This window comes from Paenibacillus sp. y28 (genome assembly GCF_037137075.1).
GTDB lineage: Bacteria > Bacillota > Bacilli > Paenibacillales > NBRC-103111 > JBBBNV01.
Map to the genome: position 1 here is coordinate 75,892 of NZ_JBBBNV010000010.1, position 15,149 is coordinate 91,040.

The window sequence follows — 15,149 nt, forward strand, 5'->3', positions numbered from 1 at the left end:
AGAAGGATATGCGGATTATGGCGGTAAGCCATCCCTGCGTGACGGATGTGAATCAGCAGTTTTATGCGGAGCTTGAAGCACTCGGACACGAGGTCCAGCTTGTTGTCCCTGCCAATTTCCGTACGGAGTACTCACAGGGCCCGGTCAAGGTTGTGCGCTGGCCGGCCTTCGGAGGGCACATAGACGAGCGCAGGGTGGGGCTTCCCGCCAGCATTCCCCTCCATTTCTACACCTCCAATCTGCGTCCCGCTCTTGAGAAGCTTCAGCCCGACGTGCTTTTTGTGGAAGAAGAGCCCTATGCGGTGAGCGCCTGGCAGGCTTTCTATGCCTCGCGCCATTTGCCAGTAAAGCGGGTGATTTACTCCGCGCAAAATATTGTCAAACGGTATCCGTACCCGTTTCGCAGCATGGAGCAGTACGTGCTGTCCAAAGCGGATATGGCCGCCGTGGTCAGCGATCAGGTCGGGGCGGTCATGCGGCAAAAAGGGTTTGCGGGGCAGCTCCTGGGCTTCCCGCTCGGGGTGGATACGAAGCAGTTTCGTCCGCTTCCGGAAGAGCGGGTTCGCCTGCGGACGTCGCTTGGCATACCGTCTGCATGCTTTGTGGCTGGTTTTGTAGGCCGGCTTGTAGAAGAAAAAGGGGTCAGCACCTTGCTTGAAGCGCTGCCCAGACTGGAGCAGCAGCAGGTCAAGCTGCTGCTTGTAGGCAGCGGCCCGATGCTGGAGGCGGTCAGGCAGGCGGCGGTGCGTCACCCGGGCACGGTGTACATTGCCGACCATGTGAAGCACAACGAGGTGCAGCTGTGGATGAACGCCATGGATGCGCTGGTGCTCCCATCGCTGACGATGCCGAACTGGAAGGAGCAGTTCGGACGGGTGATCGTGGAGGCCATGGCCTGCGGCATCCCGGTGATCGGCAGCGACAGCGGGGAGATTCCGGTGCTGATTCGGCATACGGGAGGAGGCTGGCTTTTCCCTGAAGGGCAAGCGGAAGCATTGGCGGCGATTATTCGGGGAATTCGGTCCAATGAAGCCGACCGCCGGGCCAAGGCCGAGTGCGGGTACGCCAAGGTACAGGCCGAATTCAGCAAACGGGCGCTTGCGAGGTCCTTTGAGATGCAGCTGTACAGGCTGATTGCCCAGACAAGGCCGGATCAAGCCGGTGCCGGGACATACCGCTCCGGGGAGGTGCAGGGTTGAAGGAGAAGAAGCTGCGCGTTGTCATTGTCGCTCATGATGTGGGCGGACAGGGCGGGATGGAGCGCCATCTGGAGGAGGTCATTATGCGGATGAAGGGGGAGCATGAGGTAACGGTCGTTGCCTGCTCCATGAAGCTGTCCGACTGCTCCGGGGTGCGGTTCATCCGGATTCCTGTCATTGCCAAGCCGGATTTTTTGAAAATCTGGCTTTTTGCGCTGCTGGCTACGATTCGATTGTTTTTTGTCAAACGAGACATTTTGCATACGACCGGAGCTATTGTGCTGAACCGGGCCGATTTCTCGACGGTTCATTTTTGCCATGCCGGTTATTTGAAAGAAACAGGCGATACGCGCCAGGCTGCCAGGCGCTCCTTGCCGAGACGAATCAGCAGCTGGCTGGCTGCCCGTCTGTCCTTATCGCTGGAACGATGGATATACCATCCGAAGCGTACCCAGCGGCTTATTGCCGTATCCGGCCGGGTGCGCAGGGAGCTGCTTGCCGCATTTCCCTATGCGGAGGAGCATATTGCGGTGATTCCCAATGGCGTCGATTTGGGCCGGTTCCGTCCTGCGGACCAGCATGAGAAACGCCGGTGGCGCGCAGCATTCGGCCTCGCGGAGGAAGGGCCGCTCCTGCTGTTTATGGGCGGGGATTGGCCGCGCAAGGGGCTTGATCATGTGATAGGCGCCTTCCAGACGTTGAGCGCGGAGCATCCGGAGCTGCGGCTGGCCGTTGTCGGCAGCGGGGACTCTGAGGCATACACGTCCGTTCTGCCTGAGGAAATAGCCCGCCGGATTACGTTCGCGGGCAAACAGCCCGAACCGGAGCTGTGGTTTGGCATGAGCGATATTTTCGTATTTCCATCCAGCTACGAGACGTTCTCGCTAGTGGTCCATGAAGCGGCAGCCTGCGGCTTGCTTATTGTAACGACCCCGGTGGGCGGAGTGGAAGATTTGATTGATGACCGGGTGGAAGGGTTCTATATTGAACGCGACGCAGTCCATGTTGCGAGTACGCTGCGTACGCTGTTACATGACCTTGAACATTACCGAAGCTGCGGGGACAATGCCAGAACACGCGTGGCTGGCCTCACTTGGGATCATACATATACTTGTCTTGTGCAAGCATATCGTCAACGGTTTACAGACTCTTACGGAAGCCGAGGTTTTGAACTTGAGCGCCATCACGCTTAGCCTAAACCGTATCCGGGACAGCAGATTGCTTCGCGGTGCGGCGCTGCTCCTGCTGTTTGCCGCATCCGGGCTGCTCATCGGAGCGCTTGTCGTCCGGCCGGAGTGGTTCCGGCTGCTGGTGTTTGGCGGATTTGCTCTGCTTATTGTGGCGTTAAGCATCCGCAAGCCGAAGCTGCTGCTGTACGGCCTGCTGCTGTACTTGCCTTTTATGGGCTTTTTCCGGCGGCTGCTGATCCCCTTATTCGGCTGGAGCTCCTTCGATCCCCTTGTCGTTCTCCCTCCCACAGCAGTTCTGCTGCTCGGCTCCTATTGGGTATACCGAACCTATATGCGCCGCATTTCCATTGCTCCCGAAGATGATTCGCCCCTGTTCCGGCTGCTGCGCTGGTTCATGCTTGTTTGTGTGCTGCAGGTCTTCAACCCGATGCAGGGCAACATTCTGGTAGGGCTTGGGGGGGTGATGTTTTATTTGGTTCCGTTATTTTGGATGGTGCACAGCCGGTATCATTTTGACGAACGGATGATGAAGCGGATTTACTGCACGGTATTTGTTATCGGGGTCATCAGCGCGCTGTACGGCTTACGGCAGATTTATTTCGGCTTTACCGACTTCGAGCAGGCCTGGATTGTGCTTGGGGGGTATACGGCCTTGATGGTCGGGGAGAATTCCCGGCCATTTTCTTTTTTTACAAGCGCTGCTGAATATACCAACTATTTGCAATTTACAATTGTGATTGCCTGGGCTGCACTTCTGCGCGGCCGGCTGGCGCTGCGCATCATCGGCCTGGTAACGCTGCCGCTTCTGTTCTACGCCTTGTTTATGGAATCAAGCCGGGGGGCCATCGTCCTGACCTCTTTGGCTATTACCTGCATTACGATTGTTAACGCGAAGCGGTGGCTATCGCGTTTTTTCATTTTCATCTGCATGCTGCTCGTGCTGGTCGCCGCTTACGGGGCGATTACCAACATCGAAAGCAGCAATGACTTGATCGCACACCAGGTGAACGGGCTGGCGAACCCGCTGGATGACAAGCATTCGACGGCGGGCCTGCACTTCGATATGTTCGTAGCCGGGCTGATGAAAGGCTTTACGATGCCTATTGGACACGGACTCGGCAGCACGACGCTGGCGGTCACCAAAATGTCCGGGAAAGGCGGGAATTCGGAGGTTGACCTGGGGAACATGATGATCTCCAACGGTCTCATCGGCGGCATTTTATACCTGCTGATTTTGTGGCACACGGTCAGGCTGGCCTTCCGAGAAGGCAACCGGAGCATGGTGCTGCTGATTTTGCTTGGCATTTTGATGGCGACGCCGGGCAGCTGGCTGACAGGGGGCAATTACAGCACGTGCGCGCTTGTTTGGATCAGTATCGGCTACCTGGATCGAACCAGTCTATATCACAGGAGGGAGCAAACGAAATGAGAAGACAAAGAAGAAACCGGAAGCTGATCTCCAAAGGCATTGCCGCCACTGCCGCTCTCGGTGTCAGCATCAGCCTGCTGGCCGGCTGTTCGGCGCTTTCGGCCATCGTGCCCGCCAAAACCGAGGCTGTATCGGAGCAGGTCAAAACCGTGAAGGTGGAAAAGGTTGCGAGGCAGCGGCTGGGTGAGCCGCCGGAGCATGCGGCCGAGGTGGTCTCCTCGGTCCAGTTCGAGGTGGCGGCAAAAACAGGCGGGGATGTGGAGCAGGTATTTAGGCGCAGGGGCGACCCGGTGCAGGAGGGGGAGACGCTCCTGAGGCTCAGTGCAGGCGCGGCTCAGTTTGAACGGCAAAAGGCCGCTTTGGCCGTAAAGAGCGCCCAGGATGCGCTGGACAAGGCCAAAAAGGATTTGGAATACAGCCGCAGCGAGGTCCGCAACCTCATTCAGAAGATGGAGCAGTCGATGACGGATTTGACTCGCAGCACCAACAAGCTGAAAAACGATTACGATGTGGGACTCGCCAAAAAAGGGCAGGTCGATCAGGCGGAATCACAGCTTAAAACGATGCGTCTGGATCTTGACCTGCTGAAGAAACGGCAGAAATCACTTGAAACGCAGGATTCCTTGTCATCACTGCAAGCGCAGCTCAGCAGTTCGCAGATGGCTCTGCAGCAGGCGGAGCAGGCGCTGGCCGATACGGAAATTAAAGCGCCCGCCGACGGGATTTTGACAGACCTGCCCCTGGAGAGAGGGATGGCCGTCAGCTTGGGGGCGCGCATCGGCATCATCCAGAAGCTGGACCCTATCAAGATCAAAGCACAGCTGCAGGAGGATGCGGCGAAGCTGGTCCGCGGGAAGCAGGAGCTGACCTATTTCATTCCGAACACAACGCAAACGGCCTCGGCCAAAATCAGCTATTTGTCCAGTGTTATCGATGCCCAAACGAAAACCTATGAGCTGAATCTGGAAGTGAACAATACGGATATGCTGCTGAAGCCGGGCATGAAAACCCGCGTCCAGCTCACGACCGAGGAGGAGCAAATCACGATTGCGGTTCCTACGCCCAGCGTGCTGAAGACCGGCGGCGAAACGTATGTTTATGTGCTGAACGGGGATACGGCGGAAAAACGAATCGTTCAGCTTGGCCGTCAAAATGACAGCGAATTAAAGCAGGAGATTGTCTCCGGGCTTCAAGAAGGGGAGCTGCTTATTGTCTCCGGCCAAAATTTGCTGCGCGACAAGGACAAGGTCCAACTGACCGGCGGCGAATAATTCCAAAAAATAAAGTGAGGGCAAGCACATGAACAAGTTCCGAAGCCGAAGCATGAAAAAGGTTTTACCCGCGCTGCTTCTCGCGTTTTCGCTGCTCCTGTCGGCCGTGCCGTTTATGGTCAATGCGGAAACCGCCTCCGGTGAAGCTGGAGACGGGGGAAAATATGCGTTGACCGATACGATTCAGGCCGAAGTGAAAAGTATATTAAACGAGCGGACCTCCGGGGGAACCCGGTTAGGCGTCGTCGTCCGCCTGTACAATGAAAGCAGCCGTATCGCCCGGATTCCGGATTATGAGCTTCGCGCGGGCACATCGGGGGATATCGTTTACACGCTTCGACCCAGCGCCGCCAATGCGGTAGCGATTCAGCCGCAGGAGAAGGTGGAGCTGAGCTATCTGGTCGAATTGGACCGCAGCGATGAATTTATGCTGACCACGCTGAGCTGGTTTGATGTGGATGAATTCGAATATCCGAAAAAGGAAAACGAAGTGCTCAAAATTCCGGTTGACGGGCTGGAATGGCGGGGCAGCCAGACACTGGCCTCCTCCGGGGAGCATGCGATTTCCTGGGGCGAGCCGTTCCAGCTGCCTTTCCTGTCCCGCTCTCTGGTGTTTACGCCGGTTCAGGCGCTGCAGCAGGCCAGCAGCCAGGGGCCGGTGCTTCTGGTTGTGCTGCTCGCCGAGAACAAGAGCGAGATGCAGGAGAAGCTGCCGGACTTCCGGATCGACGGCAACACGGAGAAGAAAACATATCCCGGCAAGCGGGCTGACAAAGCTCCCGAGAAGCTGGAGCCGGGGGAGAAGGTGTACGTCACGTTCTCCATTCCGCTGGAGAATAACGCCACCAAGCTGAAAAGCTTGACGCTGCTTACCCCGGAGACGTTCGTCTCCCCCGCCAAGGAGGTAACCACCTATACCGTCGGACGCCTGAATATTGCCATTCCGCCCGAGAAGGAAGCGCCGTCCATCCACAAGCTGGCAGAGTATACGCTGAGCCAGCCGATTGCCATTGATCCGCTGTTCAAGCTGACCGCCGACAAGGTGGATATCTCGATGGTGGAGCTGCACATGCACAGCGCCGAAGGGGAGGGCTACCGGACGGCCATTGCCAAGTTCAAGCTGCTGAACCGAAGCGACAAGCCGGTCTTCGTCCCCGGCTTTCAAGCGGAAATCGTCACCGAGGGCGGCTTCAGCTACATGGGAAGCAGGCAGCTGACCGCAGCCCAGACACTACTGCCGAATCTGGGTTACATTATCAGCTACTCGTTCAATCTTCCCAACTCGGAATCCGGCAGCAAGCTGGCCATCAACCTGCTGGATAATCAGATTGCAGCCCCGTACAACCTGCCGATCGCATCGTACCGCACCAAGGCACAGCCTGAGGCGGAGGAAGGACCGCTCTATTTTTACCCCTTTGAGGTCAAGCTCAACGACTGGTATCTCGGCTACTCCACCCTGTTCGGCTCCGGCGGTCTGACATACACCTACAAGCTTCAGCTGAACCTGGATATTGCGCGCCAGGACAATATTGTCGTGGATGAGAATTTCTCGAAGATGAAAATCGAGCTCGTCAACAAGCTGGGCAAAACGATTGCCGCCCAGAGCCTGCCTTTTACCGGGACGGACCGGCTGATCAGCGGGGATCAGGTCATTACCTTCAGCGGGCTCAAAACCGATTCCTATGAGTTCCCGCTCAGCATCCGGTTTTACGAATCGATTGCAACGCCCTTCGGGGAGGCGAAACGGCTCGTCCGAACACTGCAGCAGAGGTAGCCGTGATGAGACAGCTATTTTTGTCCAGTCTTGGCGTGAATTTGATCGTCATCGTCATGAATTTGCTGACCGGCATAATGAGCGCTCAATATTTGGGGCCTGACGGCAGAGGAGAGCTGGCAGCGGCGACCCGGTGGAGCTTCCTGATTACGGTTCTATTCTCCATCGGCATTCCGGGGGCTGTCATTTATCTGGGCAAGCAGTTCCCGGATCGGCAGCGCATGTATTTCGGGGTTTACTTGGTGCTTGGCACCGGCATCGGTCTCATCGGTATGCTGACGGGACAGCTGCTGCTGCCGCTGCTGCTCGGAGGGGAGTCGCAGCATGTGGTCCGTATCGCGCAGGTGGCTATGGCTACAGTGCCGTTCGCGCTGCTGGCCGACGGCCTGCTCGGTACGCTGCAGACCCAGAATAAATTCCGCCAGGTGCTGGCACTCCGCTTCATTAATCCGCTTGGTTTACTGCTCATTATTCTGCTGCTTGTTGTGTCCGGTCATTACACGGTATACGAATTTATGCTGTGCAGTCTGGCATGGAGCGTCGTTACGTTCGGCTTAACGCTGTTCTGGGCGCTCCGCTCAGTGAAGCCCCAGATACGCCGGGTGGTGGCGACGGGCAAGGAGCTGCTTCACCGGGGGACCCAAATTTATGCGGGCTTCATTGTATCCACCTTCGGCACGAATCTGGATCAGATTATTATTTCTCTGCTGCTGACCACCTACACGCTGGGGCTGTATTCGGTTTCCGCAAGCATTGCCAGTATGCTGCCGACGGTTATTATCGGGGCGATTGGCACGTATCTGTTTCCGAAGCTGATGGATTTCGCCCCGCAGGAGCGCCGCGCTCAGGTTGAGCGTATCCATGGGGTGCTGCTGTATTCCACGCTGGGGCTTGCCGTAGCGGAAGGGCTGCTGCTGCCCTTTGTACTGCCGCTGCTGTATGGGGAGAAGTTCGCGGAATCGGTCATTATGGGGGAAATTCTGCTCATTTGCGCTCCGCTTAACGTGGCGTATGCCGTATTGACGAACTACATGTCGACCGAAGGCAAGTTTCATCATGTGACGGTGGCCGAAATCATCGGCCTTGTGTCCGGGCTGACGGCTACCGTGATTTTGCTGCCGATTGCCCATGGCGTCGGGGCTGCTGTCGGGGTAGCGATTATCGCTGTTGTGAAGTGGGGATATCTGGCCTTCATGGGGCTGAAAATGGGGCTGTCCTGGAGCAAATTGTTCGGTCTGTATCCGCAATCCTATTTGGGGCTGGCAAGACGGCTGCTGCTGCGGCGCCGGCGTGCTGAAGGGGGGGCAATATGAAGGCGGATGAAAGTACTTGTTGTGACCAAGGATTTGTTTCCTGTACGAAACGGTTTATCCGATCACACCGGCCTCGTGTGCCAGCTGTTAGCCCGGCACGGGCATCAGGTAACGGTCCTTTGTGAGAAGCTGGAGGGGCGGGAGGGGCATCCGCAGGGAGCCGCCGCTTCACAGACCGTGGTGGAATTTGCCAGCCGCAGAGAGCTGCTGAAGCTGCTTGTGCAAGCCGCTGCCGGGGGGCATCGGCCGGATGTCGTGCTGTTCCAGTACGTGCCGCATATGTGGGGAAGGGCGGGGATAGCTCCGTTTGCGGCTTTGCTGCCGCTGTGGCTGCTGCTGCGGCTTCGCCTGCCGGTCGTATCGTTTCTGCATGAGCTGCATGTGGACTGGAGCATTCGGCCGAAGCAGCTTATTCTGGCCCTGTGCCACCGGCTGCAGCTGCTGCTGATTGGCATGGCCAGCCGAACACTGATAGTCACCAATTACAAGCGGGAGGCCTCCATCGGCAAGTGGTGGGGGCGCAAGGTACACCGTCTGCCAGCGGGCAATGTCAGCGCGCGCAAAGCCGACCGGGATCGCACGCGCAAATATGCCTGGCCCTATATTACCTGGTTCGGGACGCTCTCGGCCGATCAGCGGCTGGAGCCGTTCGTGCAGGCGTTTTGCCGTCTGGCTGCCCGGGATCGCGAGCTGCGGCTTGTGCTGGTGGGCGGCTTTGACGCGGAAAGCCCGCGGATGCAGGGCATCTATGAGCTGGCCGCACAGCACGGTCTGCGGGACCGCATCGTGGTTTGCGGCTATGTGGAGGATGATGAGCTCAGCGATATTTTGCACGGCAGCGCGGCGAATTTATTTATTAATGAGGACGGCCCTTCCGGGCGAAGAGGGGTCATTGCGGCTTACTTGCGCAGCGGCCGGGCCGTTATTTCGCTGAAGGGCGGGGAGACGGACCCGGAATTCGTGCATGGCCTGAATGTTTATTTTGTGCAGGATGACGATGCGGAGGCATTGGAGCGCCAGCTGCGCCGGGTGCTTCAGGATCAGCAGCTGCGCGGGACGCTGGAGCGGGGGGCCCGTCGGCTGTATGACCGGATGTTCTCCGATAGCTCCATCTATACCAAGCTGAACAGTATTTTTAAGCATACCCTGCTGACGGAGCGTAAAAATAAGGCAGGCCGGAGGTATTTATGAACATTTTACAGCTTACAGACGAGTACAACGCCGCAGGCGGCATGGAGCGGTTTATTTACAACCTCTCCGGAAAGCTTGCGGAGCAGGGGCACCGGACGGCTGTAGCGGCCTTCGGCGTAGCCGGAGTGGAGGCATGGGGAGATTCGCTGGTCCAGACGATAGAGCCGGGAGAGGAGGCGGAGGCATGGCGGCAGGCCGCCGAGCGGTTCGGGGCGGAGCTTATTATGTGGCATGCAGGACCGAGAACGGCGCGTATCGCGGAGCATCTGGCCCGTTATGTTCCCGTCGTCGCCACGGTTCACGGCGTGCTTTGTCCTTCAGGAATGCGCTTGTTCCGGGATAACGATGCCATTTGCACCAAACAGAGCGGGATCGGCTGCATGTTGAACTGGTATGCCCGCCGATGCGGCACCGATGCGTCCCCGAAGGCCGCTTGGAACGGCTATACGGCGCATAAGCACATGATGCGAGCGCTCGGGCGGTGCGCGCGTGTGTATGCAGTCAGCCGGGCCGTGCAGTCTTTTCTGGTGCTGGAGGGGGTTGCTGCCGGGAAGGTGCGCGTATTTGATAATACACTGCAGCAGCAGGAGCCCGAGCTTCAACCGCTTCAGCTGCCTTCGGCAGGCTCGCCGCTAAAGCTGCTTTATGTCGGGAGGCTGGTGTACTCCAAGGGGGTTCAATACTTGCTTCGGGCTGTTCATGTGCTTGGAAAACGGGGCATCCCGGTCGAATGCTCGATTGTAGGGGACGGCTGGTATGAGCCGGAGCTGCGAGGCTTGGCGGCATCGCTGAAGCTGGAGCAGACTGTGCACTTTGCCGGGAAGGTATCTGGCAAAGGAATAGGGGAATGGTATGCCGCATCGGATATCGTCATTGTACCGTCCATTTGGCCGGACCCCGCCCCGCTTGTTGTACCGGAAGCGCGGACGTGCGGCAAGCCTGTTGTCGTATTCGAGGCCGGAGGCCTGCCGGAATGGGCCGAGGTGCTGGATGGAGTATTTGTTACTGAACACCGTACGCCGGAGGCGCTGGCGGATACGATTGTTTCCGTGCGGAAGCAGTCAGCCGTACCGGACGCAGAGAGGAAAAGGCCGGTCCGGCAGCAGCGGGTGAATTTGATTCGTGATGTGACCGCGGGTTTATAGGTTTCCTTTGAAACTAGGAACAGGAGGTAGGCCGGATGAAGCCGATTTATATGGGATGTCTGGCGGGAATCGGGCAAGGGGGATTAGGGTCCCACCTGCAGTTTATAAGCCGTGCGGCAGTCATGCGAGGGAGCAGGGCGCATGTGTACTGCCGGGGCGGGCAGGAGGAGGGCGCACAAACTCAGTTTGTGCCTGATCCCGCTTGGTTCCGATTCACGCCGTATACGCCTCTGCGCTGGATGACCGGTTCCCAGGTTTATCTGGAATCGGTCTATTTCGATCGCCGTGTTTGCAGGCTGCTTCCCAGGACCCCGATGATTTACCACGGGTTTCCCGGTTATGCGGAGGCCAGCTTTCGCGAGATTCGCAGGCGCGGGGGCGTGACGGTGCTGGAGGCCGCGACTACACATGCTCTGGAGCTGTTTCAGGCTACGGAAAGGGAGCATGAAGCATTCAACATGAAGGGGTCCCCTTATTCCAGGCCCTGGCTGGATCGTGTACTGCGTGAATATGAGCTGGCCGATTACATCAGTGTGGCTTCCGCTCTGCAGTATGAGTCGTTTGTGCGGCACGGTATTCCGAGAAGCAAGCTGCTGTACGCTCCGCTTGGGGTGAATGTGTCTCGCTTCCGTCCGGAGCCGGGGCAGCAAAGCTTGCGTCCGCGTGAGAAAAACGAGCCGTTCCGGGTCATTCAGGTGGGCCAAATCTCGCTGCGGAAGGGCTTTGTGTACTTATTGGAGGCGGCTGCCCGCCTTCAGGACCCGAAGCTTGAAATTATGTTATTCGGGGGCATCGGCTGGCGCGCAATCCGCGGGCTGATTGAAAGCTACTCCCGGCGAGGCGTCCGCATTACGGCCGCATCCGGCGATCCGCTTCCCGCCTTGCGGTCGGCGCATCTGTGCATTCACCCTTCGGTCGAAGACGGCTTCGGGCTGGCTCCGCTGGAGGCGATGGCTGCCGGACTGCCGGCCGTCGTGACGGAGCAAACCGGGATGAAGGAAGCCATAGCCGACGGCACGAGCGGCTTTATTATTCCGGCGCGCGACCCGGATGCGATTGCCCGCTGCATCAAGCTGCTGAAGGCTGACGACGCCCGGCGGGTGTCCATGGCGGAGGCGGCACGCGAGGCGGCGCTCGGTTACGATGCGGCGCTGCGTATGAAGGGCTACGCCCGGGAGCTGGAGCCGATTTGGGGCTCCGCATAGCTTCCCGTTATTTTAGATGAAGCGGAGAGATGGGACGTGGGAGGAACGGGGTGGAAGGGCGCAGCGGCAAGGCGGCTGGGCCGTTTTTTTGATTATTGGTACGCTGCCGAGATGCGCCGCCGGCTGGACATTGATGACAGTGTGGTCCTATCGCCGGGCGCGGAGGTGGAGCCGGGCGTCCGGATCGGCCGGCGCAGCTTTATTGGCCGGCGGACACTGATTAGCTCGGGCAGCATAGGGGCCTTCACCAGTATTGCCGACCATGTTGTAATCGGCTCGGGCGAGCATGACCTGAGCGCGGTGACGACGCATATGGAATGGCATGTGAAGCGTTTCGGGAAAAATTGGGAAAACACGAAGCCTGCTCCAATCATCGGCAATGATGTGTGGATCGGCACGGGAGTCACCGTGCTGCGCGGGGCGGTCATCGAGGACGGGGCGGTCATCGGCGCCGGGGCGGTGGTCAATCGGCACATTCCTGCATATGCGATTGCGGTGGGGGTGCCGGCGAGGGTACTGCGTTATCGATTTGATGAGCCGACCAGGCAGGCGCTGCTTGCATCCGGCTGGTGGAGCTGGGAGGAAGGCCGGCTGGAGGAAGCACTGCCGTTATTCGGGGATGTGCCGGCATTTTTGCAATATGCCCAAGGGAGGGATCGCCATGGCGCTGGCGTGGGGACACGAAGCGGGGAGCAGGGAAGCGGTTCAATTAAGTATTGTCATTCCGACCTTTAACGAACGGGACAATGTAAGGAAGATTACGGAGCTGATCCGGTCATCGTTAAGGGGACAGCCGTACCGGTATGAAATTTTGTTTATGGACGACAGCCGGGACGATACGCCTTTTCAGCTGCAGCAGCTGGCTGAGCAGTATACGGAGGTTGGTTATGTTCACCGCGAGAATGGGCGGGGGCTGGCTACTGCGGTGACGGAGGGCTTTCGCCGGGCGCAGGGCACTTATATTATCGTCATGGATGCGGATCTGCAGCATCCGCCTGAGCTGCTGCCCCTCATTTATCGCCGATTGACAGAAGGAACTGATCTTGTCATTCCAAGCCGGTTCGTGGAAGGCGGATCGGACGGGGGACTAAACCCGTTTCGCAAGCTGGTGTCCTGGACAGCCCGGATGGTCGGCCAATTCTCGATGAAGCGGCTGCGCCATATTTCCGACTGCACCGGAGGCTACTTCGGCCTGCACCGTCAGGTTGTGGACGGAGCGGAGCTCAGTCCCATCGGCTGGAAAATTTTGATGGAGGTTCTCGTCAAAGGCCAGTATGAGTCCGTCCATGAAATTCCGTATTCGTTCGTAGCCCGCAATAGCGGGGAATCCAAAATGAGCATGAAGGAGCAGTGGAACTATTTACGGCATATTGGCCGCCTCGTCTGGAGCAGCGCGGAGGACCGGCGCTTTTATTTATTTTGCTTTGTCGGACTGCTGGGCGTTGCTGTAAACCTAATCTCGCTGGCCCTGCTGGTCGGACTGCTCCAAATCGGGGAGCTGACGGCCTCGGTGATGGCCTCGTTCATCGCGATGCTGCATAACTTTGTCTGGAACGACCGGGTGACCTGGAAAGGGCATAAGCATCCGATTATTTGGCGGCGCGTGCTGCAGCTGCCGCAGTTTATGGCTGTCAGTGCCATCGGTATTGCGATTACAGCCTTTTTTGCACAAAGCGCCCTCTGGCTGAGCCTGAATGTGTTTGCCGGTCAGTTCATCGGGATTTTAATCGCGGTAGCGTGGAATTTCACCGCCAACAGCCGCTGGACGTGGTCCAAAGCGCCGGCGAAGGGCGTGAAGCCTCGTGCTGTCATTAAGGTGAGCAGGGAGCATTATCCGTCTACGTCACAGACGATTTAAGTGAACCCGGGAGTCGGGGGTTAAACATTACGAATCGGTTCACCTTATAAAAAAGAAGGAGTTTATGTTATGAAAACGAAGGCTTCACTGCCGCTCATCCCGATCGGCATACTTTGCTGCGCCCTGGTGATGACGGCCGGGGCGATCGGCGTATACTGGTCGCCCGATGAAGGCTGGAATTTATTGATGGCGGAGCATTATGCCGCGACCGGGGAATTTATCAACATCGTTTACGATGCCCCGCTTGATTTCGGAAGGTTCTGGTTTTACCTCCTCAGTCAATTGACCCTGATCGCCCCTTATGAGCAATATTTTGTATACCGGCTGCCCAGCCTGCTGCTCAGCATCTGCTCCCTTGTTGTGCTGGCCCGGATGATGAGCGTTCTGCGATTTAAGCCGGTTTCTGCGGTTTGCGGTCTGGCGCTGTTCTCCTTTTGGACGGTTTACGGGGCAACCGGAATTTCCCTGCGCCCGGAATCCATTTATATTTTTTCAACGCTGCTTTCTTTATACGCCGGTATGACGCTTGGAGAACGGGGAATTGGCCCGCGGTTCGTTTTGGTGCTGCTCTTTAATTTTATCGCCTTTGCGATGCATCCGAACGGCATTTTTGGCTTTGCGGTGCTCGGTCTGGCTCTGCTGTACTTCCGCAAGCGGCTCAGCTTAAAGCCGGTGCTGCTGCTTGTTCCGGTTAGCGCCGCCGGCCTGGCCCTGCTCTATGCGCTTCTTACCTGGGACAGCACCTGGGCGGCTTTTATGGAAGGCTATTTATACAACGCCGGTACGGATTACCATCAGGTCCCCTTTTATAAAGAATATCAGCGCTACATCGGCCTTGCTTCCAATTATTTGCTCATCCTCCCGTTTTTCCTGATCGCCTTCGTGGCGCTGCTGCTCAAAACGGAAGCCACCTCCATGAGATTCGTCAAGCTGACGTTCTGGCTCAGCATCGCGTATCTGTTTTTTCTTCCCGTCAAATGGCATTATTATTTCTCCGTCGCTGTGCCTCCGGTTTGTATCCTGTTCGCGTATTTTCACGAGCACTCTCCCGTGATTACGATTCGTTCCCGACGAATTTCCTTTATCAGCATTATCCTGGCGTTCCTGGTATCGAGCGTTGCCGTTTATGAATACGATCAAGCCAAGGAAAATGCCATGCTGCGGGCGATGCTCGGGCGTAATGTGTTTTGGATGGATGCGATGAACCAGCAGGCCCAGCAAGTCGTAGCAGGGAAAAAAATCGCCGCCCCGACGGTATTTTTCCCGTATTTGACCAGCGGCACCTTCGTGCCGTACAACGAGTTCGGCGAAGTGAAATTCACGTACCGCTCGCAGCCGGTGCAGCCGGATTACTTAATTACGACCCTGCGGGAAAACCGCGGCCAGCTGATGGACAAATGGGGAATGACGCTCGAATACGAGCAGTCCCTCTTGTTTCAAGGAGTGCCTTACACCCTGTATTCGGTGAAGCAGACCGGTCAGCAAACGGCGATGGGAAGAGGGAACGAGACCAAGCAGCCGAATGAAGCCCGGAAAGTCCGGTGAAACATATAGCCGGAGAGCGGGGTGAGGTG

At 57.6% G+C, this 15,149-nt stretch carries 12 protein-coding genes; all 12 read left to right on the forward strand.

What is annotated here, in order from left to right:
• Positions 1 to 8 precede the first annotated feature (8 nt).
• The 12 genes from WBG83_RS10355 to WBG83_RS10410 all read left to right on the forward strand — a co-directional run bounded on the left by WBG83_RS10355 (position 9) and on the right by WBG83_RS10410 (position 15,120).
• Positions 9 to 1,199, forward strand: a complete 1,191-nt coding sequence (locus WBG83_RS10355; protein ID WP_336744945.1) for a glycosyltransferase — start codon at positions 9 to 11, stop codon at positions 1,197 to 1,199.
• Complete coding sequence (locus WBG83_RS10360) at positions 1,196 to 2,392, forward strand: glycosyltransferase family 4 protein (protein WP_336744946.1); 1,197 nt, start codon at positions 1,196 to 1,198, stop codon at positions 2,390 to 2,392. Before WBG83_RS10355 ends, WBG83_RS10360 begins: the two co-directional genes overlap by 4 nt.
• Positions 2,373 to 3,818, forward strand: a complete 1,446-nt coding sequence (locus tag WBG83_RS10365) for a hypothetical protein (protein ID WP_336744947.1) — start codon at positions 2,373 to 2,375, stop codon at positions 3,816 to 3,818. Before WBG83_RS10360 ends, WBG83_RS10365 begins: the two co-directional genes overlap by 20 nt.
• Positions 3,815 to 5,089: an efflux RND transporter periplasmic adaptor subunit gene (locus tag WBG83_RS10370; protein WP_336744948.1), complete on the forward strand. Its 1,275-nt coding sequence runs from the start codon at positions 3,815 to 3,817 to the stop codon at positions 5,087 to 5,089. Before WBG83_RS10365 ends, WBG83_RS10370 begins: the two co-directional genes overlap by 4 nt.
• Before the next feature lie 28 nt (positions 5,090 to 5,117).
• Entirely contained in the window at positions 5,118 to 6,863 is a 1,746-nt protein-coding gene (locus WBG83_RS10375; protein WP_336744949.1) for a hypothetical protein, read from the forward strand.
• Between the two features lie 5 nt (positions 6,864 to 6,868).
• On the forward strand, positions 6,869 to 8,176 hold the full coding sequence (locus tag WBG83_RS10380) for an oligosaccharide flippase family protein (RefSeq protein WP_336744950.1): 1,308 nt from the start codon (positions 6,869 to 6,871) through the stop codon (positions 8,174 to 8,176).
• A gap of 6 nt (positions 8,177 to 8,182) precedes the next feature.
• Complete coding sequence (locus WBG83_RS10385; RefSeq protein ID WP_336744951.1) at positions 8,183 to 9,367, forward strand: glycosyltransferase family 4 protein; 1,185 nt, start codon at positions 8,183 to 8,185, stop codon at positions 9,365 to 9,367.
• Positions 9,364 to 10,512: a glycosyltransferase family 4 protein gene (locus WBG83_RS10390; protein WP_336744952.1), complete on the forward strand. Its 1,149-nt coding sequence runs from the start codon at positions 9,364 to 9,366 to the stop codon at positions 10,510 to 10,512. Before WBG83_RS10385 ends, WBG83_RS10390 begins: the two co-directional genes overlap by 4 nt.
• A gap of 35 nt (positions 10,513 to 10,547) precedes the next feature.
• Positions 10,548 to 11,717 (forward strand): glycosyltransferase family 4 protein, encoded by a 1,170-nt coding sequence (locus WBG83_RS10395; protein WP_336744953.1) that lies wholly within the window; start codon positions 10,548 to 10,550, stop codon positions 11,715 to 11,717.
• Between the two features lie 36 nt (positions 11,718 to 11,753).
• Positions 11,754 to 12,452, forward strand: coding sequence for a CatB-related O-acetyltransferase (locus tag WBG83_RS10400; protein ID WP_336744954.1), 699 nt, complete (start codon positions 11,754 to 11,756; stop codon positions 12,450 to 12,452).
• On the forward strand, positions 12,379 to 13,575 hold the full coding sequence (locus tag WBG83_RS10405) for a glycosyltransferase family 2 protein (RefSeq protein WP_336744955.1): 1,197 nt from the start codon (positions 12,379 to 12,381) through the stop codon (positions 13,573 to 13,575). The genes WBG83_RS10400 and WBG83_RS10405 overlap by 74 nt, the downstream gene beginning before the upstream one ends.
• A 69-nt stretch (positions 13,576 to 13,644) precedes the next feature.
• A complete protein-coding gene (locus WBG83_RS10410) occupies positions 13,645 to 15,120 on the forward strand; it encodes a hypothetical protein (protein ID WP_336744956.1) in 1,476 nt (491 codons plus the stop codon).
• The last annotated feature ends 29 nt before the right edge of the window (positions 15,121 to 15,149 follow it).